We start from the raw sequence: 22,007 nt of genomic DNA, 5'->3' as shown, positions 1-22,007 counted from the left end.
TTTACCCGGCCCATTAGTCTATTTTTATAAGCAGGGATTTTTCGTATCGGACAGGGTCTGTGTTTAACAATAGGACAACCTGTCCAAACGCGAACGGTAAAACTTATACCAAAAACCCGAATTGTACAGGTTTAAACGACGGCGTAGTCTGTACAGAAAGGTAAACGAGGCCCTCATGACTGTACCTATCGCAATCATCGGCACCGGCATCGCCGGACTTTCAGCCGCCCAGGCCCTGACGGAGGCCGGGCATATCGTTCAACTCTTCGATAAAAGCCACGGCAGCGGCGGACGCATGTCGAGCAAACGCAGCGAAGCCGGCGCATTGGACATGGGCGCGCAGTACTTCACCGCCCGCGATCGCCGCTTTGTCACGGAAGTCCAGCGCTGGCAAGCCAACGGCTGGGCGGCGGAATGGAACCCGCAACTCTACAACTTCCAGAACGGACAACTGAGCCCATCGCCGGACGAACAGACCCGCTGGGTCGGCACCCCGCGCATGAGCGCCATCACCCGCGCCTTGCTCGACAAGTTGCAGGTGCAGTTTTCCTGCCGGATCACCGAGGTCTACCGCGGCCAGGAGCATTGGCATCTGCAGGACGCGGAAGGGTTCACCCATGGCCCCTTCGGCCAAGTGGTGATCGCCACGCCCGCGCCCCAGGCTACCGCATTGCTGGCGGCCGTACCGAAGCTGGCCGCCGTGGCCGCCGGCGTGAAGATGGACCCGACCTGGGCCGTGGCGCTGGGCTTCGAAACTCCGCTGGATACACCCATGGAAGGCTGCTTCGTACAGGACAGTGCCCTGGACTGGCTGGCGCGCAACCGCAGCAAGCCGGGACGCGACAACACGCTCGACACCTGGGTACTGCACGCCACCAGCGACTGGAGCCGGCAGCACATCGACCTGCCCAAGGAAGCGGTGATCGAACATCTGCACGGCGCCTTCGCCGAACTGCTGCACAGCGCGATGCCCGCACCGAGCTTCAGCGTCGCCCATCGCTGGCTGTACGCCCGCCCCGCCGGCAACCATGAATGGGGCGCCCTGGCCGATGCCGACCTGGGCCTGTATGTGTGCGGCGACTGGTGCCTGTCCGGCCGGGTCGAAGGTGCATGGCTCAGCGGCCAGGAGGCTGCACGCCGCCTGCATGCAAGCCTGCAGTAAAGCGCGCCACACATCGCCATCCGCTGCTGTCGAAAGAGACAGCAGCCTGCCTGCGACAGAGATTGACGTTACCTCACCCTACAAATCCGGTTGACTTGTGCACGTTCGGACCTATGATGAAAATATTGTACAGAAATACAAAACTGTACAAGTTTTAGCAATCAGAGGCCGCCTATGCCCAGCACAGCCATCGCCAAACCCAGAATCGCCATCAGCGCCTGCCTGATGGGTGCTGAAGTTCGCTTTAACGGCGGGCACAAGCAATCGCAGTTGTGCAGCCGCACCCTCGTCGACTATTTCGATTTCGTGCCGGTGTGCCCCGAAGTCGCCATCGGCCTGGGTATCCCCCGGGAGCCGATTCGGCTGGTGGGCAACCCCGAACACCCCGAGGCACTCGGCACGGTGAATCGCGACCTCAACGTGACCCGGCCGCTGGCCGACTACGGGCAGCAAATGGCAGGGGAACTGGATGACATCTGCGGCTACATCTTCATGCAGAAATCGCCGTCCTGCGGGCTGGAGCGGGTCAAGGTCTACGACCACAACGGCGTGACCCAGGACGGCGGCGGCCGCGGCATCTATGCCCAGGCCTTCTGCGAACGCCACCCCGACCTGCCGGTTGAGGAAGACGGTCGCCTCAATGACCCGGTGCTGCGGGAGAACTTCCTGACCCGGGTGTTCGCCTATGCCGCCTGGCAATCCTTGCGTCGCCAGGGCCTGACCCGTCGCGACCTGATCGAATTCCACTCGCGCTACAAGTACCTGCTGATGGCCCACAACCCGGTGCAATACAAGGCCCTGGGCAATTTGCTGGGCAACATGGGCAAGGCCGACCCCAATGAGTTGGGCTCACGCTATTTCAGCGCATTGATGGCCGCCTTGAAGAAATGCGCCACCCGCCGCACCCACACCAATGTGCTGCAACACCTGAGCGGTTACCTCAAGCGCGCCATCGACGCCGAGGACAAACAGGAAGTACAGCATCTGATCGGGCAATATCGCCTCGGCATCGTGCCCTTGGTGGTGCCACTGACGTTGCTCAAGCATCACTTGCGCCTGCACCCCGATCCTTACCTGGCGCAGCAGGTCTACCTGCAACCGCACCCGGAAAACCTCAGCTTGCGAAACGCTATTTGATGAAGAACGAACCCGACTCCAGCGCCAGCGAAGACCTGGGTGCCGATTTTGCCAAGGCCTTGGCGCAAGGCTGGCTTCCCATACGCGAGGTCGCCCGGCAAACCGGCGTCAACGCCGTCACGTTGCGAGCCTGGGAGCGCCGTTATGGCCTGATCGTGCCGCACCGCACCCCCAAGGGCCACCGACTGTTCAATGCCGACCATGTGCAACGGATCCTGAGCATTCTCACCTGGATCGACCGCGGCGTTGCGGTAAGCAAGATAAAGCCTTTGCTGGACACACCGCAGCCACCGACCGAACCTACACAGGTGCCGGAGAATGACTGGCAACGTCAGCGCCACGCCCTGGTGCTGGCGGTGACGCAACTGGCCGAGCGCCAGATCGATGACCTGGTCAACCAGGCGATGGCGCTGTACCCGCCCTGGACCGTGTGCGAGCAGTTGCTCTTGCCGTTGCTGGCCGAGCTGCACGTGCGTTGGCAAGGCCAGTTCGGCGCGCAGCTGGAACGGGTCTTCCTGTACTCGTGGCTGCGCAGCAAGTTCGGCAGCCGGATCTACCACAACAATCGTCAGTTGCGCGGCGCGCCGCTGTTGCTGGTCAATCATTCGGACTCGCCCCAGGAGCCACACCTGTGGCTCACCGCCTGGCTGGCCAGCAGCGCCGACTGCCCGGTGGAAGTGTTCGACAGCCCGCTACCGGCCGGCGAACTGGCCCTGGCTGTCGAGCGCCTCAAGGCCCGCGGCGTCCTGCTGTATGCCAGTCAAGCCCTCAACCTGTCCCTACTGCCCAGGCTGCTGGGTGGAATCGATTGCCCTATCGTCATTGCCGGCCCAGCCGCGTCGATCCACCACGCCAGGTTATCCACAGGCGTGTCGATGGTTGACGTGTCCTGGGCCGAAGACCCGTTATCGGCTCACCGCGAACTGAGTCGCCGAGAACTCCTTTAGATGGAAGACAGCATGCAACTTATCTGGCTGCGCAGCGACTTGCGCCTGCACGACAATACCGCCCTTGCAGCGGCTGCAGCCCAAGGACCCTGCGTGGCGGTGTACTTGACCTGCCCCGAACAATGGCGCGCCCATGACGACGCACCGTGCAAGATCGATTTCTGGCTGCGCAACCTCGCCGCGTTAAGTGCGGCCCTGGCCGAATTGAACGTCCCACTGCTGATCCGCGCCGCAGCGCATTGGCACCAAGCCCCGCAGGTACTGCTCAAGCTGTGTCGCGAACTGAACGTCGGTGCCGTGCATGTCAACGAAGAGTACGGCCTGAATGAAACCCGACGCGACGCCGAAGTCGCCCGCGCGTTGAATGACCAGGGCGTTGAATTTCACAGCCACCTCGATCAATTGTTGTTCAAGCCCGGTAGCGTGCTGACCAAGACCGGCAATTACTTCCAAGTGTTCAGTCAGTTCCGCAAGGTCTGCTATAGCCGCCTGCACTTTTCATTGCCGAGTCTGGTCGCCACGCCGGCCCGGCAGGCCCCCACCGGCATTGCCCGCGACCCGGTGCCGACGCAAGTCGACGGGTTCGCCCCGCCCAGCGAAGCGCTACGCGCCCTCTGGCCCGCCGGGGAGACCGAAGTCCGTCGGCGCCTGGACACCTTTGTCGAGCAGCACATCGACGATTACCAAGGCGAACGGGATTATCCCGCCAGGCCCGGCACCAGCCAGCTATCGGCCTATCTGGTGGCAGGGGTGGTGTCGCCGCGTCAGTGCCTGCACGCCGCCCTGCAATCCAACCAAGGTGAATTCGAGAGCGGAAGTGCCGGCGCTGTGACCTGGATCAATGAATTGCTCTGGCGCGAGTTTTATAAACACATTCTAGTGGGCTATCCACGCGTGTCGCGCCATCGTGCGTTTCGCCCCGAAACCGAGGCGCTGGCCTGGCGCAAGGCCCCCGCTGAACTGCAAGCCTGGAAGCAGGCACGCACCGGCCTGCCGATTATCGATGCGGCCATGCGTCAATTGCTGGAGACCGGTTGGATGCACAACCGTTTGCGGATGGTCGTCGCCATGTTCCTGACCAAGAACCTGTTGATCGATTGGCGCGAAGGCGAGCGCTTTTTCATGCAGCACCTGATCGACGGCGACCTGGCCGCCAACAATGGTGGCTGGCAGTGGAGCGCCTCCACCGGCACCGATTCGGCGCCTTGGTTTCGCATCTTCAACCCGTTGAGCCAGTCGGAAAAATTTGACCGCGAGGGTTTGTTCATCAAGCGCTGGTTACCTGAACTGAACGATCTGGACAGGCAACAGGTCCACAATCCAAATACCCAGGGCGGCTTGTTTGGCGCCGTGGATTATCCGGCACCGATTGTCGACTTGAGCCAATCCAGGGCGCGTGCGCTGGCAGCATTCAGAAACCTGCCAGCGCGACAGGACGCAGCCGTTGAAGGGATGGGCGATTAGCGAACATGAAATTGCCAGCCTGCGAGATGCATTGTTTAGCCGATGACATATAGTCTTACTAATCGTACGGACGCTACTGAAAAGCCACGTATCAGTGCGCTGTCCAATCGAAAGGAGTAGAGAATGGGTCCAAGACTGCCACGGCGCTATTGGCTCACCGGGGCTGGCAACGGAATCGGCGCTTCGTTGGCTGAAGCGATACTGGCGACGGGGGCACACCTGGCCGTCAGTTCGCGCTCGGCCCGAGCGTGCGAAACCCTTTCGGCACGTTATCCGGGGCAATTGCTGACCGTGCCCGGCAATTTGACCGACAGCCAGGCCGTGCGCGAGATCGGCGAGCAGATCGCCCGGCAATGGGGCGCCCTGGATCAGGTGATCGTCAATGCCGGGACGGCCGAGTACGTTGATGGGCTGCCGGCTGATCACACATTGATCGAGCATATCGTGCGCAGCAATCTGCTGGCTGCCAGTTTCTGTATCGAAGTGGCCGCGCCCTTGTTGCGCGCCGGGACCGAACCTCATCTGGTGGGTATTGCCAGCCCGGCGACTTACCTGCCGCCTTCGCAAACCGAAGCGGGTGGCAGCGGGATGCGCCATCTGTTCGAATCGGCTCGGGTGGACCTGGCGTACGCGGGTGTCGATGTGACGTTGGTACACCCTGGCTACGACGACCCATTGCGGGGGCCCGACGAGTGTTTCCCAACCCCGACGCACTGGTCGTCGGACGAAGCAGCGCGGCATGTGCTGAATCAGTTGATCGAGCGCCCGCGGGAAATCGCACTCCCCATTGCGTCCATGACCGCACTCTGGCCGCTACCTTCGTCGACCGAAACCCTGCCGTCCGATATCGGCTCATGCCAGGCGAAAAACGGCTATCCGATCAAGGGACAACGCTGAGCCGCTGATTGCCTTACACTGCGCGCCATGAAAACCATCCCCCTCCATGAAATCCCGGTACCGGCCGTCACGTGTTCGACGTGCGCGGCGTGCTGCTGCCAGTTGGAAGTGATGCTGATCACCGACACCGGGGTCCCGGAGCGCTTTATCGACACGGACGATTGGGGGGTGAGGTGATGCTGCGGCTTGATGACGGTTGGTGCGCAGCCCTGGATCGCGACAGCATGATGTGCACCATCTACGAAAAGCGTCCGTTGATCTGCCGAGAGTTCGAGATGGGTGCACCGGAGTGCCTGGAAGAACGCCAGGGGATTGCGACGGCGTATCGATAAAGGTCTGGTCTGATCTACTGTGGGAGCTTGCTCGCGATAGCGGTGGCTCAGACAACTTTATCTTGGCTGGTCTATCGCTATCGCGAGCATGCTCGCTCCCACAGTTCTCAAACTGTTTTGTTACAGCGGCATCGTGTAGTGCAGCGAGTAGCTTTCTACACCGTCGTTAGTCGACTTGATGCCGGCATTGGAGTAATGGGTGGCACGAATGCCCACTTCATGTCCGCCATTGAAGCGCAGGCCGAACCCGATGCGATCTTCGAACTGGAAGGCCGTTCCCAACTTGTTGGTTTCCACTTCGGTATTGGCAAACAGTGCCACACCGACACCTGCTTCGACGTAAGGCTTCACGTTCTGGCCGGAAAATTCATACACGAACACGGGCGAGAACGACAGGCTGTGGTTGCTGGATGTCTCGTCCCCTTCCCAATAGGTATAGGCGCCGCTCCAGTAGCCGGTCAGGCGACCGACGTCACTTTGCAGCCAACTCTTGTCCCAGTCGAACTGCATGCCCAGGCGATAGGTCATGGTCGAGTCGCTGGTCTGGCCCACCCCAAACTCCACACCCGCTGCTTGCGCAGTGTAAGTGTGCCCCAACAACGCAGCCGCAAACGCGGCAAAGCAGAATAAGCGCTTCATTAGAAACATCCTTTTCCGGACAGACTTAGTTGATTTTGTTACCGACACTCGAAGCTATAGAAATCAGCGCTAAAACAGAAGTTCAGCACGATTTACATAATTTTCACGTTTTTTTTACAGACCGAAGCTTCGCACAACGCCAGACGAATGCCATAGCGTTGGTAGGATTTTTCTTAAATGTATCGGATCTGCGCTGGTCCAGAAGTGCGTTTCAGTGGCAGGTCCTTCAGCCAACAGCCCTCGTTCACTCAACAGGCGTTGAAGTTGCCGGGCCACTGCGGCGCCGGTATCGATGAGGCTGATGTGCTCAGGAATCATCCCCGCCAGCAATGGCTTGAGGAACGGATAGTGCGTGCAACCCAGGATCAGCGTATCGCAGCCGGCAGCCAGCAAGGGGTCGACGTAATGTTGCAGCAATTGCTGCAAGGCCGGGTTGTGCAAGTCACCCGCTTCGATCAGTTCCACCAGTCCCGGGCACGGTTGCGTGATAACCCGCACATCGGTGGCGAAGCGGTCGAGCAACGCGGCGAACTTGGCGCTCTGCAAGGTGCCGGTGGTGGCCAGTACGCCGACGATACCGCTGCGGGTCGCGGCAGCCGCCGGCTTGACTGCCGGTTCCATGCCGACGATGGGCCAATGGGGGAAATCACGGCGTAGATCGGCAACAGCAGCCACCGTCGCGGTGTTGCACGCGACGACTAGCGCCTTGGCGCCCTGGCCCAGGAGAAAGTCGGCAATGATCGCGCAGCGTTGTCGGATGTATTCCGGGGTCTTCTCACCGTAGGGAATATGCCCACAGTCAGCCACGTACAACAGCGATTCGTTGGGCAGCAACCGGCGGATTTCCCCCAGCACCGACAACCCGCCGACACCCGAGTCAAGCACACCGACCGGCGCTTCACTCATGCCGGCCACCACAGACGCTGCAGCCTGGATCACGCTTGACCCGCAACTCACGGAAACGCGTGCCCAATGCATCGATCAACAGCAGGCGCCCCACCAGCGGCTCACCGAAACCGGCCAGCAACTTCAAGGCTTCAAGGGCTTGCAGGCTACCCACCAACCCCACCAACGGACCGATCACGCCGGCTTCGCTGCAAGTCAGCTCGGCTTCGCTGCCGTGGCCGTAAAGGCAGTGGTAGCAGGGGCTTTCGGGGCGGCGTGGATCGAACACCGACAACTGCCCTTCCAGGCGAATCGCCGCACCGCTGACCAGCGGCTTACCCGCCGCGACACAGGCTGCGTTCACCGCTTCGCGGGTCGAAAAATTGTCGGAGCAGTCGAGCACCACGTCCACCGCCGCGACCGCAGCGGCGAGGCTGTCTTCGTCCATGGCCATCCGGTGAGGCACCAGATGAACCTCGGGGTTGATCGCCCCCAAGCGCCGCATCGCCGAATCGACCTTGCTCAGGCCGACGCTGTCGGTGTCGTGAATGATCTGGCGTTGCAGGTTGGTCAAGTCGACGGTGTCGAAATCCGCCAAATGCATCTCGCCCACTCCAGCAGCGGCCAGGTACAACGCCACCGGGGCGCCGAGACCGCCAAGGCCAATGATCAGCACGCGGCTTTGCTTGAGACGCAATTGCCCGTCGATGTCGACGTGCTGCAACAGAATCTGCCGGCTATAGCGCAACAGCTCCTGATCGTTCAGCACGGCAGGCACCCCAGGCTGATGCGCTCATGACCGCCCAGGTCCTTACGGCTGTGGACTTCAGTAAAGCCATGGACTCGGAGCAAATCACGCACCGCTTCGGCCTGATCGTAACCGTGTTCAAGCATCAACCAGCCGCCCGGCTCAAGGTGCACGGGGGCCTGGGCAATGATTTGGCGCAAGTCATCCAAACCGTCCGGCCCCGCGACCAGGGCACTGCTCGGCTCGAAACGCACATCGCCTTCGGCCAGATGCGGATCGCTGGCCGCGATGTAAGGCGGATTGCTGATGATCAATGTAAAACGCTCGCCCTCCAATGCGCTGAACCAATGGCTGCTCAGCACCGTGACGTTGCGCAGGTCCAGGCGCTGGCGATTGCGCTCGGCCAAGGCCACGGCCTCCAGCACCCGGTCGACTGCGGTGACATTCCAGGCTGGGCGCTCATTGGCCAATGCCAAGGCAATCGCACCGCTGCCGGTGCCCAGGTCCAGGACCCGGGCCGGTGTGGCCGGCAACAGGGCCAGCGCGGTTTCCACCAGCAGCTCGGTGTCGGGACGCGGAATCAGCGTATGGGGCGCGACTTCCAGATCAAGGTTCCAGAAACCTTGCTGCCCGAGGATGTACGCCACCGGCTCGCCGCAACGACGCCGGCGCAGGTATTCGGAGAACAGCAACGCTGCCTCGCTGGGCACGATCCGCTCGGGCCAGGTGTGCAGGAAGCTGCGGGACTTGCCCAGCGCAGCGGCCAGCAACAATTCGGCGTCCAGCCGTGAGGTGGGCGAATCCGGCAGCTCGGCGGCGCGTAACAGACTGGCGATGATGGTCATTTGTTCACCTGTGCTTACTCGCCAATCGCAGCCAACTGGTCGGCCTGGTATTCGGCCAGCAGCGGCTCGATCACCGCATCGACACCACCGGCAAGAATTTCATCCAGGGAATACAGGGTCAGGTTGACGCGATGGTCGGTGACCCGGCCCTGGGCGAAGTTGTAGGTACGGATCCGCTCGGAACGATCGCCCGAGCCCACCAACAATTTGCGCTCACTGGCGATGGCATTGGCCGCGGCACTGGTCTGCTGGTCGTTGAGCTTGGCCGAGAGCCAGGACATGGCCCGCGCGCGGTTCTTGTGCTGGGAACGTTCTTCCTGGCACTCGACCACGATGCCCGACGGCAAGTGCGTGATACGGATCGCCGAGTCGGTCTTGTTGACGTGCTGGCCGCCCGCGCCGGAGGAACGATAAGTATCGACCCGCAGGTCCGCCGGATTGATCTCGATGGCTTCCTGCTCGTCCGGCTCGGGCAATACCGCCACGGTGCAGGCGGAGGTGTGGATGCGGCCCTGGGATTCGGTGGCCGGCACACGCTGCACGCGGTGGGCGCCGGATTCGAATTTCAGTTTGCCGTAGACGTTGTCACCTTCGACCCGGGCGATGACTTCTTTATAGCCACCGTGTTCGCCTTCGTTTTCCGAAAGGATCTCCACGCGCCAACCGCGACGCTCGGCGTAGCGCGAATACATGCGAAACAGGTCACCGGAAAAAATCGCCGCCTCATCGCCGCCGGTACCGGCACGGATCTCAAGGAACACATTGCGTCCGTCATTCGGGTCCTTGGGCAACAGCATGCGTTGCAGGCTGCTTTCCAGCTCAACCAGTTGGTCCTTGGCTTCGCGGACTTCCTCCACGGCCATTTCGCGCATGTCCGGGTCGCTGTCCTTGAGCAGCGCCTGGGCGCCTTCAAGGTCGCCCTGCACTTTGAGCAACTGTTTATAAGTGGCGACAATCGGCTCGACTTCCGCATATTCCTTGGAATAGGTGCGGAATTTGTTCTGGTCGCAAATGACTTCGCCATCGCCCAGCAAGGCGGTCAGTTCTTCGAAACGGTCCTGGAGGATGTCCAGCTTGTTGAGCAGTGACGCTTTCATTGCGGTTTTTTATCCGAAAAGCTATCCGGTGAGCCCTCACCGAGGGCGAAGAGTTCCTGGGCCATGGCCAGCGCATCGAGACGGCCTTCGGCGGTCAGCTTCTTGAGCTGGACACTGGGGGCGTGGAGCAATTTGTTGGTCAGGCCGCGGGCCAGTTGCACCAGCACCTCTTCGGCACTGCCGCCGTTGGCCAGCAGGCGCTGGGCCTTTTGCAGCTCCTCGTCGCGCAGCCGTTCGCTCTGTTGACGATAGGCCTTGAGCACATCCACCGCGGCCAGCTCGCGCAAGCGCACCATGAAGTCGTCGGCGCCGACGGTGATCATCTCTTCCGCCGCCTGGGCCGCGCCCTGCCGGCTCTTGAGGTTCTCGGCGACCACCTCGTGCAGATCGTCGACGCTGTAGAGATAAACGTCGTCCAGCTCGCCGACTTCCGGCTCGATGTCCCGGGGAACGGCAATGTCCACCATGAAAATCGGCTTGTGCTTGCGCAGCTTCAGGGCACTTTCTACAGCGCCCTTGCCGAGGATCGGCAACTGGCTGGCGGTGGAACTGATGACGATGTCGCTGTGCACCAGCTCCGCGGGAATGTCCGACAGCAGCACCGCATGGGCGCCGAACTGCTCGGCCAGGCTGCTGGCTCGTTCCAGGGTCCGGTTGGCGACGACAATGCGCTTGACACCCAGGTCATGGAGATGGCGGGCGACCAGGGTGATGGTCTCGCCAGCGCCGATCAGCAGCGCCTGGCTGCGTTGCAAATCACTGAAAATCTGTTTCGCCAGGCTGACCGCGGCAAACGCCACGGACACCGGGTTCTCGCCGATGGCGGTGTCGGTGCGCACCTGCTTGGCGGCGTTGAACGTGGCCTGGAACAGCCGCCCCAGCAGCGGGCCGACGGTGCCGGCCTCGCGGGCCACGGCGTAGGCCGACTTCATCTGGCCGAGAATCTGCGGTTCGCCCAACACCAGCGAATCGAGCCCCGAGGCGACACGCATCATGTGACGAACGGCCGCATCGTCTTCGTGCACATAGGCACTGGCGCGCAGCTCTTCAAGGCTCAGGTTGTGATAGTCGGCCAGCCAGCGCAGGACTGAATCGGCCGAAACGTGATCCTGTTCTATATAAAGCTCGCTGCGATTGCAGGTGGAGAGGATCGCAGCTTCGCGACTGTCGGTGAGTCGGCAGAGCTGCTGCAAGGCCTCAACCAGCTGCTCAGGCGTAAAGGCCACGCGCTCGCGGACGTCTACTGAAGCAGTCTTGTGGTTAATACCGAGTGCAAGGAAGGCCATTCAAGGTCGCTGATGGTGACGTGAAGCCGGCAATTGTCCTACTTCGTCAGATCCAGAACAACCACTCGATCTCTATCGCCCTGCCCTGAGTTGTAAATCGACGGGGCGGTTATGTTTGACCGAAGGCTTGTGTCATGATGATCCGACCGCAGGTTAGTCGTCCTCTTCCTATATGAATAGATCTTCCGCGTTGCTCCTTGCTCTTGCCTTGCTCAGCGGCTGCCAGTCCATGGCCCCCGTTTCGACGGACGGTACGCCGCCGGTCGAAGACAGCGTGCAGGTACCTGAAAAACCCAAGGTCTACGGCTCGTTCAGCGAAGAAACCATCTTCAGCCTGTTGAGCGCCGAACTGGCAGGCCAGCGCAATCGCTTCGACATTGCGCTGGACAACTACGTGACCCAAGCCATCAATACCCAGGACCCGGGCATCTCCGAGCGGGCCTTTCGCATTGCCGAATACCTGGGCGCCGACCAGCCCGCGCTGGATACCGCGCTAATCTGGGCCAAGAATGCCCCGGACGACCTCGAAGCGCAGCGCGCCGCCGCCGTGCAACTGGCTCGGGCCGGGCGCTACGACGACTCCATGATGTATATGGAGAAGGTCCTGCTGGGCAAGGGCGACACCCATTTCGACTTCCTGGCCCTGTCCGCCGCCGATACCGACCAGGAAACCCGCAACGGCCTGATGAAAAGCTTCGATCGCCTGTTGCTGCGCCACCCGAACAACGGCCAGCTGATTTTCGGCAAGGCCCTGCTGCTGCAACAGGACGGTGACACCCAAGGCGCCCTCACCCTTTTGGAAGACAACCCGCCGGAAGCTGGCGAAGTGGCGCCGATCCTGCTGCGCGCACGCCTGCTGCAAGGCTTGAATCGCGGTGACGAAGCGCTGCCGCTGCTGGAAAAAAGCATCAAGAAGTACCCGGACGACAAACGCCTGCGCCTCACCTACGCCCGCATGCTGGTGGAAAACAACCGCATGGACGACGCCAAGGTGGAGTTCTCCAGCCTGGTCCAGCAATACCCGGAAGACGACGAGTTGCGCTATTCCCTCGCGCTGGTCTGCCTGGAGGCCAAGGCCTGGGACGAGGCCAAGGGGTACCTGGAAGACCTGATCGCCCGGGAAAGCCATGTCGACTCTGCCCACCTGAACCTGGGTCGCATCGCCGAGGAACGCAACGACCCCGAGAGCGCACTGATCGAGTACGCCCAGGTCGGCCCGGGCAACGACTACCTGCCTGCGCAGTTGCGCCAGGCCGATATCCTGATCGGCAATGGCAAGACCGCCGAAGCCCAGAGCCGCCTCGCCGTGCAACGCGACTCCCAGCCGGACTACGGCATCCAGCTGTACCTGATCGAAGCCGAAACCCTGTCGGCCAACAATCAGGGCGACAAGGCCTGGAACGTGCTGCAACAAGCCTTGAAGCAGTACCCGGACGATCTGAACCTGTTGTACACCCGCGCCATGCTGGCGGAAAAACGCAATGACCTGGCCCAGATGGAAAAAGACCTGCGCCTGATCATCCAGCGTGATCCTGACAACGCCATGGCCCTCAACGCCCTGGGCTACACCTTGTCGGACCGCACCACCCGCTACGACGAAGCCAAGCTGCTGATCGAACAGGCCCACCAGATCAACCCGGAAGACCCGGCGGTGCTCGACAGCCTCGGCTGGGTGAATTTCCGCCTGGGCAATCTCGACGAAGCCGAACGCCTGTTGCGCCAGGCCCTGGAGCGCTTTCCCGACCAGGAAGTCGCCGCTCACCTGGGCGAGGTCCTGTGGGCCAACGGCAAACAACGCGAAGCCCGGCAGATCTGGAGCCGATTCCTCAAGGATCAGCCTGACAGCCCCCTCTTGCGCAGCACCATCAAACGCCTGACCGGATCCGAGACTCTTTAAGATTATGTTTTTGCGCCATCTCATCGTTTTCAGCTTTATTGCCCTGCTCGCCGGTTGCGCGGGCTTCGGCGCCCGTGAATCCGTCCAGGGCCAGGGCAACCAGGCCCAATGGCGCGAGCACAAGCAACAACTGAGCGGCCTCGACGGCTGGCAGATCGACGGCAAGATCGGCATCCGCGCCCCGAAAGACTCGGGCAGTGGCACGCTGTTCTGGCTGCAGCGCCAGGACTACTACGACATTCGCCTGTCGGGCCCACTGGGTCGCGGTGCGGCCCGCCTGACGGGTCGGCCGGGCCAGGTATCGTTGGAAGTCGCCAACCAGGGACGCTATGAGGCACCCACCCCCGAAGCGCTGCTGGAAGAACAATTGGGCTGGAAGTTGCCGGTATCCCACCTGACCTGGTGGGTTCGCGGGCTGCCGGCACCGGACAGCAAAAGCCGCCTGACCCTCGACGCCGACAGCCGCCTGTCCAACCTGGAGCAGGATGACTGGCAGATCGAATACTTAAGCTATGCCCAGCAGAACGGCTATTGGCTGCCCGAACGCATCAAGCTGCACGGCAGCAACCTCGACGTCACGCTGGTGATCAAGCAATGGCAGCCGCGCAAGCTGGGGCAATGACATGAGCGCCGCACGCCTGACCCTGCCCTCCCCGGCCAAGCTCAACCTGATGCTGCACATCCTCGGCCGTCGCCCGGACGGCTACCACGAGCTGCAGACGATTTTTCAGTTCCTGGACTACGGCGACGAAATCACCTTTGCCGTGCGCGACGACGGGGTGATTCGCCTTCACACCGAATTCGAAGGCGTTCCCCACGACAGCAACCTGATCGTCAAGGCCGCGAAAAAACTCCAGGCGCAATCCGGTTGTACGCTGGGCATCGATATCTGGATCGAAAAAATCCTGCCCATGGGTGGCGGCATCGGCGGCGGCAGTTCGAATGCGGCCACCACGTTGCTCGGTCTCAACCACTTGTGGCAGCTGGGCTGGGACGCGGATCGCCTGGCCGCCCTGGGCCTGACACTGGGCGCCGACGTGCCGGTTTTCGTTCGTGGCCACGCCGCTTTCGCCGAGGGCGTAGGGGAAAAACTCACCCCGGTGGAGCCCGAAGAACCTTGGTACTTGGTACTGGTGCCGCAAGTCTCTGTAAGTACAGCAGAAATTTTTTCAGATCCACTGTTGACACGTAACTCTCCTCCCATTAAAGTGCGCCCCGTTCCCAAGGGAAACAGTCGAAATGACTGCTTACCGGTGGTAGCAAGGCGTTATCCAGATGTTCGTAACGCATTGAATTTGTTAGGTAAATTTACCGAAGCAAAACTCACCGGAACTGGAAGTTGTGTGTTTGGGGGCTTCCCAAGCAAAGCTGAAGCTGATAAAGTCTCGGCCCTTCTGACAGAGACCCTTACAGGGTTTGTAGCAAAAGGAAGCAACGTTTCGATGTTGCATCGCAAGCTGCAAGACCTGCTCTAAAAGGAATCGAGTGCTGGGCACTCGCAGCAACAGATACAGGGGCGTCGCCAAGCGGTAAGGCAGCAGGTTTTGATCCTGCCATGCGTTGGTTCGAATCCAGCCGCCCCTGCCATTTTCCTATACTCATCCAGGTATACCCTCAGCCTTCAGGTACTGCGCGTGTCCAAGATGATGGTCTTTACGGGGAACGCCAACCCCGATCTGGCTCGGCGTGTCGTACGTCAGCTGCATATCCCTCTCGGTGACATTTCTGTCGGTAAGTTTTCCGACGGCGAAATCACTGCCGAGATCAATGAAAACGTTCGCGGTAAAGACGTCTTCATTATTCAGCCGACTTGCGCTCCGACCAACGATAACCTGATGGAACTCGTCGTGATGGCTGATGCCTTCCGCCGCTCCTCGGCTACTCGTATCACTGCTGTTATTCCTTACTTTGGTTATGCCCGTCAGGATCGCCGTCCGCGTTCCGCACGTGTGGCGATCAGCGCGAAAGTCGTGGCTGATATGCTGACCGTAGTCGGCATCGACCGTGTCCTCACGGTTGATCTGCATGCTGACCAGATTCAGGGTTTCTTCGATATTCCCGTGGATAACATCTACGGCTCCCCGGTCCTGGTGGATGATATTGAAGATCAGCGCTTCGAAAACCTGATGATCGTGTCCCCGGACATTGGTGGCGTCGTGCGTGCACGGGCCGTTGCCAAATCCCTGGGCGTGGATCTGGGTATCATCGACAAACGCCGTGAGAAGGCCAATCACTCTGAAGTGATGCACATCATCGGTGATGTCGAAGGGCGTACCTGTATTCTGGTCGATGACATGGTCGATACCGCCGGCACCCTGTGCCACGCGGCGAAGGCCCTGAAAGAGCATGGCGCTGCCAAGGTCTTTGCCTACTGCACACACCCTGTGCTGTCGGGTCGAGCGATCGAGAACATTGAAAATTCCGTGCTGGACGAGCTGGTGGTGACCAATACCATCCCGCTGTCCGCAGCAGCACAAGCCTGTGCGCGTATCCGCCAACTGGATATCGCACCGGTTGTTGCCGAAGCGGTTCGCCGCATCAGCAACGAAGAATCGATCAGTGCGATGTTCCGCTAAGGGCCCTGCCCTTTCCAGGACATCTCGTTGACGAAAAGCGCCCCGCCCCGGCATTACCTGTCGGGGCGGGGCTTTTTTGCCCATATCGCCTTAAGCGCTGGTCGCAAGCGCTGGGGTGAATGTGGTTACTTTGGAGATACAACATGAACGATTTTACTCTGAATGCTGAAGTGCGTTCCGACCTGGGGAAAGGTGCGAGCCGCCGCCTGCGTCGTCTCGCAAGCCTGGTTCCAGCTGTAGTCTACGGTGGCGAAAAAGCCCCTGAGTCCATCAGCATGCTGGCCAAAGAAGTTGCCAAACTGCTCGAAAACGAAGCGGCCTACAGCCACATCATCGAGCTGAACGTTGGTGGCACCAAGCAAAACGTCGTGATCAAAGCCCTGCAGCGTCACCCGGCCAAAGGCCACGTGATGCACGCCGACTTCGTACGCGTAGTCGCTGGCCAGAAACTGACCGCTATCGTGCCTGTACACTTCGTTGGCGAAGCTGCTCCGATCAAGAAAGGCGGCGAAATTTCGCACGTTGTTTCGGAAATCGAAGTGACCTGCCTGCCGAAAGACCTGCCTGAATTCATCGAAGTAGACCTGGCTAACGCCGAAGTCGGCACGATCGTTCACCTGTCCGACCTCAAGGCTCCTAAAGGCGTTGAGTTTGTTGCTCTGGCACACGGCGATGACAAGGCTGTTGCCAACGTCCACGCTCCACGTGTTGCTCCAGAAGCCACTGAAGAAGGCGCTGCAGAGTAATTTCACTCTGTCGCCGGAGTGACCGGAAACATCGCGGACTGGAACGTAGCGAGACAGCGGGCGAGAACGCGAAGTTTACTTAACGGTAAATCCGCCATTTTCGTCCACTGTCGCAACACCGCCTGATTGCGACATCGTTATCCACACTCCAGGAAGGGCCCCTATCGTGACTGCCATTAAACTGATCGTTGGCCTGGGAAATCCAGGCGCTGAATACGAACAGACCCGGCATAACGCAGGGGCCCTTTTTGTTGAGCGCATCGCGCACGCACAAGGCGTCAGCCTGGCAGCCGATCGCAAGTATTTCGGCCTGACCGGTCGCTTCTCGCACCTGGGTCAGGATGTTCGCCTGTTGATTCCCACCACCTACATGAACCGTAGCGGCCAGGCCGTGGCGGCATTGGCCGGTTTCTTTCGCATCAAGCCTGAAGAAATCCTGGTGGCCCACGACGAACTCGACCTGCCTCCGGGCGTTGCCAAGCTCAAGCAAGGCGGCGGCCATGGCGGTCACAACGGGTTGCGCGACATCATCGCGCAACTGGGTAATCAGAATACCTTTCACCGCCTGCGGCTCGGCATCGGCCACCCGGGCGTTGCCAGTATGGTTTCAAACTTTGTCCTGGGTCGTGCGCCTCGCGCCGAACAGGAAAAACTCGATGCCAGCATCGACTTTGCCCTCGGCGTGCTGCCGGATATCCTCGCCGGTGAATGGAACCGCGCGATGAAAAGCCTGCACAGCCAGAAGGCCTGACACTTATCCGAGGGGAAACACCATGGGATTCAATTGCGGCATCGTCGGCCTGCCTAACGTCGGCAAGTCCACCCTGTTCAACGCCCTGACCAAATCCGGTATCGCGGCCGAGAACTTCCCCTTCTGCACCATCGAGCCGAACACCGGCATCGTGCCGATGCCCGATCCGCGCCTGGATGCCTTGGCGGCTATCGTCAACCCCAAGCGCATCCTGCCGACCACCATGGAATTCGTCGACATCGCAGGCCTGGTAGCCGGTGCGTCGAAGGGCGAAGGCCTGGGTAACAAGTTTTTGGCCAACATCCGTGAAACCGATGCCATCGCCCACGTGGTGCGCTGCTTCGAAGACGAGAACGTGATTCACGTCTCCAACAGCGTCGACCCGAAACGCGACATCGAAATCATCGACCTGGAACTGATTTTCGCCGACCTCGACAGCTGTGAAAAACAACTGCAGAAAGTGACTCGCAACGCCAAGGGTGGCGACAAGGACGCGGTCGTTCAGAAAGGCCTGCTGGAGCAGTTGATCGCCCACTTCACCGAAGGCAAGCCTGCGCGCAGCCTGATGAAGAACATGAGCACCGACGAGAAGCTGGTGATCAAGGGCTTCCACCTGCTGACCACCAAACCGGTCATGTACATCGCCAACGTCGCTGAAGACGGCTTCGAGAACAACCCGCACCTGGACGTGGTCAAGGCCATTGCCGAAGAAGAAGGCGCCATGGTCGTTCCGGTCTGCAACAAGATCGAAGCAGAAATCGCCGAACTGGATGACGGTGAAGAGAAAGACATGTTCCTCGAGGCCCTGGGCCTGGAAGAGCCTGGCCTGAATCGCGTGATCCGCGCTGGCTACGAGATGCTGCACTTGCAGACCTACTTCACCGCCGGCGTCGAAGAAGTCCGCGCCTGGACCGTTCGCGTCGGTGCTACCGCACCGCAAGCCGCTGGCGTGATCCACACCGACTTCGAAAAAGGCTTCATCCGTGCCGAAGTCATCGCCTACGCGGATTTCATCCAGTACAAAGGTGAAGCGGGTGCCAAGGAAGCCGGTAAATGGCGTCTGGAAGGCAAGGAATACATCGTCAAGGACGGTGATGTGATGCACTTCCGCTTCAACGTCTGACGGTTGGCGTGGCAGTGACTCACTGCCACGCCACTCCCGAACGGCATCAGGTCAACAGGTGACCTGGATCGACATCGGGTGCTACGCCGATCAGCCCAATTTCTGTATCGGAAGCAAAGATCATGTTGTCTTCATCGAGACTCTCCCGCCAATCCCCCGCAAGCGCGACCTGGAACCACTGGCCTTGTGCGTCAGCTTCCACATCCGTCAGATAGGTGCGGTCCAGCGCCTGGTTGTAAACCATCTTCAGCGTCGTGCCCGTCCCCTCCCCCAAACCGGTATAGCCCAGGCTCGATACATCGATCCGGTCGTCGACCGTGAAGCGTTCGATAAGGTCGACGAAGCTCTGGCTGTCGGTGCGATAACTGTCCTCGGTGGAGGTATAGCGGAACACGTCGGCGTTCTCCCGGTTGTCCGTCCACAACGAGATATCGCTCCTGTCTCCGCCATCGAGGCGATCAGCGCCCCTGCCGCCGATGATGACATCCGCGCCAGCGCCGCCGTTGATACGGTCATTGCCGTCCAGGCCATGGATGATTTCCGACAGGGCAGAACCGTTTATCGTATCTTTGCCAGCGGTACCTTCGACGGTGGGCGCGGTGAACACCAGGTTGGTGTTGTTCAACTGCCCGACCCAATTGCCGTCCAGCGCCAACTCAAACCGTTGCCCTAACGCATCGATGTCGTAGCTCTTGAGGTAGGTGCGGGCTCCGTCCGCGCTGACCAGGACTGCCAAGGTGCCGTCGTGACCATTGCCAATGCCGGTGAACCCGAGGGCGGTCAAGTCGATGCGGTCCTGGGTGGCATCGAAGTCCTGGATCCGGTCGCTGCCGTTTTGCGTGTCGGTACGGAAACTGTCGCCCAACTCGGTAAAGCGGAAGATGTCGCCGCCAGCGCCACCTTGCAGGACGTCGCGTCCGCCATTGCCCTGGAGCACGTCATCGCCCGCCAGGCCATGGATGACCTCGGCGGCATCGGTGCCCTGCAGGATTTCCTCGCCGGCGTATCCGTCCATATGGAGCTTGCCGTCGTGGCTGCCGAAGCCGGTATCCACACTGCCATCGGCGTTCAAGCGGATGACACTGAAATCCCCACCGCTCGTACCGGCAACCACGATCTTGCCATCGGTTTGCACCGTCAAGGCCACCGGGGTGTCGGCCTCGAAAGTCACCGTACCCTGGGTGCCAAAGCCGCTGTCGAAGGAGCCGTCGGCGTTGAGCCGGGCGACCGTCGCCCAAGCGTTGCCCTCGACATGGCCCATGACGATGATCTTGCCGTCAGCTTGCAGGCTTACCACCGAGTCTTCGCCGAACCCCATGGCAGGGGTCAGGTAAAGGGCTCCGTTATCGCCAAAGTGGGTATCCAGCTTGCCGTCGGGGGTGAAGCGCTGCAGCAGATACGTCGGATCACCTGCGCCGGCAGCGTTGTAGGCGGCGCCGACCACGACACCTCCGTCTGCCTGAACCGCCGTCGAGATCCCTCCGTTGTAGTATTTGTCTGCGGGGATGTTGACGGTCAGCACACCGTTGTCGCCAAAGCCATCGATGAACGTGCCGTCACCGCCGATCCGGGTCACGGTGGCCTGGTCGAACCCACGGGCGCTGATCTGGAAGGAGCCATCGGTATTGGCCGTCAGGTCGATGTCTTTGAAGTCATGGCCGATGCCGACCGAAACGGCGCCGTTTTGACCGAAGGTTGCGTCCCGTGTCCCGTCGCTGTTGAAGCGCTCGACCTGTACGCCGGTGTTCAGCGCCACGGCGACAAGCACCTTGCCATCGGGCTGCACCGCCGTCAGCTCGTAGTGTGACGCTGGGGCTGTGGCGGCCGGGACGATGTCGATGCCGCCGTCATGGAAACTCGTGTCCAGGCTGCCATCGGCGTTCAGGCGAATCACGCTGTGGTTCTGTTCGTAACCGTAGCTTTCCTCCCCTGGTGCCCCCGGGTAGCCCCAGGCGAGGTATTGGGTATAGCCGCCGACCAGTATCTTGCCGTCCGGCTGGATCAAGATGCTCTGGTTATCGTCGAACTGGCCGGTGAGATCGACCTGGACAGTGCCAGGCCCGGTTCTCACGGTATGGGTGCTTGCCGTCTCGCTATCGGTGGCTGCCATAAGCTTAATCCTTTAAGGAATACGGGATCCGTCACTTTAGTAGAGCGCCAAGGATTTGCACGCGCCCCCGCCGCTTGAACGAGCGCCGTTCGACCAACGGTGTGTAGCAGCCGCCTGGCTTCGCTGGTGGGCCTAAGCATCGGGCCTGGCGTGCTACATCCGCTGCAGTTGCTCACAAAAAAACCGCCTGATTGGCGGTTTTTTTGTGGGCTAAGTCCCTGTGGGAGCGGGCGTGCTCGGGAGTCGTGCCGCCCCCGCAACCTGACTAGAACAGATACCCTATGTAGATCGCCGCACCGCCACCGGCCTGCAGGCCAGCGTTCATCCCAGCCATGACCACCGCGCCCTTGGCCGAACGCGCCAGCTGCCGATTGACCGTGGTGGACGCGATGAGCGAGGTTGCCGGATTGGAACTCAGGGCCACCGACAACGCCAGCAACTTGGGATCGAGCCCGAACAGCAGGGCCGTGGCCGAGCCGCCGATCCCCAGGCCCACGCCCACTTCGGTATACATGCAAGGGCCGGTGATGTCGTCACTGGTCAGGTCGCGATCGACCAGGGCGTCGCTGACAAACACCTTGCCGGTGCTGGGAAACGCCTCTGCCGCACCGGCCGCAGCTACACCCTTACCCTTGATCTGGATATTGATCTTGCCGAACCGCGGTAGCCTTGCACCGAACCCGACACCCACGCCAACACCGCCATAGCGGTAGCTGACGTCTTCGCCCTGGGGCGAGCGCAGGATAATCGAGCCGCCACTGCCCGCCACCATGACCACGGTCAGGCCACCGCCGCTGGCGGTCTGGTACTGCCAGCGACTTTCATTGACCGGGAGTGGGATGTTGTAGCTCATACGTTCAAAGTCCTTTATGTGAATGAACCGCATCGCGACCGCGTTGGCGGGTGGCTTTTAGCAGGCCGACAAGAGTGAACACCAGACCGATAAACCCCAGAACTCCAGAGGTGCCCCACAGGGCGGCCGGGGCATCGACGATGGCACTGCCCGCCGGCTGCTCGGGCAAGTAATGCACCCGCACCGGCTGGTCCTTCTGATAACCGAAGATAAAACCGCCCTGGGGGTAGGAAATCTTTTCGCCACTGGCGGTGGTGAAGGCGATCTCAGGATGCGAACCACCGGCATTCAAGTGGCTGACAATGCCATCGGCGGTCTGAGCCCGGGCGAGGAAGTCGCGCCGGTCGAGGGTGAGATTGACGGCAATGCCCAATAAGCCAATGCCAATCAGGGCAAAAAGCAGGCCCAGCAGAATCGTCCCGATGCGTGACGGGGTGTCGTTAGCCATGGCTTGTCCCGGTATTCGTCCATGAAAGAAGACGGCGAGGATAACAAAAAGCCTGCTATGTCGT

The 22,007-nt window shown here is 60.8% G+C and carries 21 protein-coding genes, 1 tRNA gene and 1 pseudogene; 14 read left to right on the top strand and 9 right to left on the bottom strand.

Annotation, left to right across the window (positions count from 1 at the left end; translation table 11 throughout):
• Nucleotides 1–175 precede the first annotated feature (175 nt).
• From KI237_RS04750 to KI237_RS04725, 6 genes and pseudogenes are all read left to right on the top strand, one after another.
• Nucleotides 176–1,162, top strand: a complete 987-nt coding sequence (locus KI237_RS04750; protein ID WP_212799006.1) for an NAD(P)/FAD-dependent oxidoreductase — start codon at nucleotides 176–178, stop codon at nucleotides 1,160–1,162.
• A gap of 174 nt (nucleotides 1,163–1,336) precedes the next feature.
• Nucleotides 1,337–2,299: a YbgA family protein gene (locus KI237_RS04745; protein WP_212799005.1), complete on the top strand. Its 963-nt coding sequence runs from the start codon at nucleotides 1,337–1,339 to the stop codon at nucleotides 2,297–2,299.
• Complete coding sequence (locus KI237_RS04740; RefSeq protein WP_212799004.1) at nucleotides 2,299–3,246, top strand: MerR family transcriptional regulator; 948 nt, start codon at nucleotides 2,299–2,301, stop codon at nucleotides 3,244–3,246. Before KI237_RS04745 ends, KI237_RS04740 begins: the two co-directional genes overlap by 1 nt.
• Nucleotides 3,247–3,258: 12 nt before the next feature.
• Nucleotides 3,259–4,710 carry a deoxyribodipyrimidine photo-lyase gene (gene phrB, locus KI237_RS04735; protein ID WP_212799003.1) on the top strand — a complete coding sequence of 484 codons (1,452 nt, stop codon included), beginning with the start codon at nucleotides 3,259–3,261 and terminating at the stop codon, nucleotides 4,708–4,710.
• 123 nt (nucleotides 4,711–4,833) lie between these two features.
• The gene (locus KI237_RS04730; RefSeq protein WP_212799002.1) at nucleotides 4,834–5,607 is read left to right on the top strand and encodes an SDR family NAD(P)-dependent oxidoreductase; all 774 of its coding nucleotides are present in this window, start codon (nucleotides 4,834–4,836) and stop codon (nucleotides 5,605–5,607) included.
• 27 nt (nucleotides 5,608–5,634) lie between these two features.
• Nucleotides 5,635–5,939: pseudogene (locus KI237_RS04725) on the top strand (YkgJ family cysteine cluster protein).
• Between the two features lie 120 nt (nucleotides 5,940–6,059).
• On the opposite strand, the gene KI237_RS04720 reads toward KI237_RS04725, so the two are convergent.
• From KI237_RS04720 to hemA, 6 genes are all read right to left on the bottom strand, one after another.
• Nucleotides 6,060–6,578 carry an acyloxyacyl hydrolase gene (locus KI237_RS04720; RefSeq protein ID WP_212799001.1) on the bottom strand — a complete coding sequence of 173 codons (519 nt, stop codon included), beginning with the start codon at nucleotides 6,576–6,578 and terminating at the stop codon, nucleotides 6,060–6,062.
• Nucleotides 6,579–6,692: 114 nt separating this feature from the next.
• Nucleotides 6,693–7,484: a glutamate racemase gene (gene murI / locus KI237_RS04715; protein WP_212799000.1), complete on the bottom strand. Its 792-nt coding sequence runs from the start codon at nucleotides 7,482–7,484 to the stop codon at nucleotides 6,693–6,695.
• Nucleotides 7,477–8,232, bottom strand: a complete 756-nt coding sequence (locus tag KI237_RS04710) for a molybdopterin-synthase adenylyltransferase MoeB (RefSeq protein ID WP_212798999.1) — start codon at nucleotides 8,230–8,232, stop codon at nucleotides 7,477–7,479. Before KI237_RS04710 ends, murI begins: the two co-directional genes overlap by 8 nt.
• On the bottom strand, nucleotides 8,226–9,056 hold the full coding sequence (gene prmC, locus KI237_RS04705) for a peptide chain release factor N(5)-glutamine methyltransferase (RefSeq protein ID WP_212798998.1): 831 nt from the start codon (nucleotides 9,054–9,056) through the stop codon (nucleotides 8,226–8,228). The genes KI237_RS04710 and prmC overlap by 7 nt, the downstream gene beginning before the upstream one ends.
• A 14-nt stretch (nucleotides 9,057–9,070) precedes the next feature.
• The gene (gene prfA, locus KI237_RS04700) at nucleotides 9,071–10,153 is read right to left on the bottom strand and encodes a peptide chain release factor 1 (protein WP_212798997.1); all 1,083 of its coding nucleotides are present in this window, start codon (nucleotides 10,151–10,153) and stop codon (nucleotides 9,071–9,073) included.
• A complete protein-coding gene (hemA, locus tag KI237_RS04695) occupies nucleotides 10,150–11,439 on the bottom strand; it encodes a glutamyl-tRNA reductase (protein ID WP_212798996.1) in 1,290 nt (429 codons plus the stop codon). Before hemA ends, prfA begins: the two co-directional genes overlap by 4 nt.
• A gap of 172 nt (nucleotides 11,440–11,611) precedes the next feature.
• Between hemA and KI237_RS04690 the strand changes: the two genes are divergently transcribed.
• The 8 genes from KI237_RS04690 to ychF all read left to right on the top strand — a co-directional run bounded on the left by KI237_RS04690 (nucleotide 11,612) and on the right by ychF (nucleotide 18,532).
• Nucleotides 11,612–13,336, top strand: a complete 1,725-nt coding sequence (locus KI237_RS04690; RefSeq protein ID WP_212798995.1) for a tetratricopeptide repeat protein — start codon at nucleotides 11,612–11,614, stop codon at nucleotides 13,334–13,336.
• A gap of 4 nt (nucleotides 13,337–13,340) precedes the next feature.
• Nucleotides 13,341–13,958 carry a lipoprotein insertase outer membrane protein LolB gene (lolB, locus tag KI237_RS04685; RefSeq protein WP_003205525.1) on the top strand — a complete coding sequence of 206 codons (618 nt, stop codon included), beginning with the start codon at nucleotides 13,341–13,343 and terminating at the stop codon, nucleotides 13,956–13,958.
• A 1-nt stretch (nucleotide 13,959) separates the two neighbouring features.
• Nucleotides 13,960–14,811, top strand: coding sequence for a 4-(cytidine 5'-diphospho)-2-C-methyl-D-erythritol kinase (gene ispE, locus KI237_RS04680; protein ID WP_212798994.1), 852 nt, complete (start codon nucleotides 13,960–13,962; stop codon nucleotides 14,809–14,811).
• Between the two features lie 37 nt (nucleotides 14,812–14,848).
• A tRNA-Gln gene (locus KI237_RS04675) sits at nucleotides 14,849–14,923 on the top strand.
• Between the two features lie 47 nt (nucleotides 14,924–14,970).
• Nucleotides 14,971–15,912, top strand: a complete 942-nt coding sequence (locus tag KI237_RS04670) for a ribose-phosphate pyrophosphokinase (RefSeq protein WP_003171603.1) — start codon at nucleotides 14,971–14,973, stop codon at nucleotides 15,910–15,912.
• A gap of 143 nt (nucleotides 15,913–16,055) precedes the next feature.
• Nucleotides 16,056–16,658 carry a 50S ribosomal protein L25/general stress protein Ctc gene (locus KI237_RS04665; RefSeq protein WP_212798993.1) on the top strand — a complete coding sequence of 201 codons (603 nt, stop codon included), beginning with the start codon at nucleotides 16,056–16,058 and terminating at the stop codon, nucleotides 16,656–16,658.
• Nucleotides 16,659–16,824: 166 nt separating this feature from the next.
• Nucleotides 16,825–17,409, top strand: a complete 585-nt coding sequence (gene pth / locus KI237_RS04660) for an aminoacyl-tRNA hydrolase (protein WP_212798992.1) — start codon at nucleotides 16,825–16,827, stop codon at nucleotides 17,407–17,409.
• A 22-nt stretch (nucleotides 17,410–17,431) separates the two neighbouring features.
• A complete protein-coding gene (gene ychF / locus KI237_RS04655) occupies nucleotides 17,432–18,532 on the top strand; it encodes a redox-regulated ATPase YchF (RefSeq protein ID WP_212798991.1) in 1,101 nt (366 codons plus the stop codon).
• A gap of 46 nt (nucleotides 18,533–18,578) precedes the next feature.
• Here the strand turns inward: ychF and KI237_RS04650 are convergent, their stop codons facing one another.
• From KI237_RS04650 to KI237_RS04640, 3 genes are all read right to left on the bottom strand, one after another.
• Nucleotides 18,579–20,642 (bottom strand): calcium-binding protein, encoded by a 2,064-nt coding sequence (locus KI237_RS04650; protein ID WP_212798990.1) that lies wholly within the window; start codon nucleotides 20,640–20,642, stop codon nucleotides 18,579–18,581.
• Between the two features lie 265 nt (nucleotides 20,643–20,907).
• Nucleotides 20,908–21,495, bottom strand: a complete 588-nt coding sequence (locus tag KI237_RS04645; RefSeq protein WP_212798989.1) for a hypothetical protein — start codon at nucleotides 21,493–21,495, stop codon at nucleotides 20,908–20,910.
• A gap of 4 nt (nucleotides 21,496–21,499) precedes the next feature.
• Nucleotides 21,500–21,943: a DUF3592 domain-containing protein gene (locus KI237_RS04640; RefSeq protein ID WP_212798988.1), complete on the bottom strand. Its 444-nt coding sequence runs from the start codon at nucleotides 21,941–21,943 to the stop codon at nucleotides 21,500–21,502.
• Between the last annotated feature and the right edge of the window lie 64 nt (nucleotides 21,944–22,007).

Source organism: Pseudomonas sp. St316, from assembly GCF_018325905.1.
Taxonomy (GTDB): domain Bacteria; phylum Pseudomonadota; class Gammaproteobacteria; order Pseudomonadales; family Pseudomonadaceae; genus Aquipseudomonas.
Note: the sequence above shows the minus strand (reverse complement) of the source record. Positions and strands in the feature narration are given on the sequence as shown.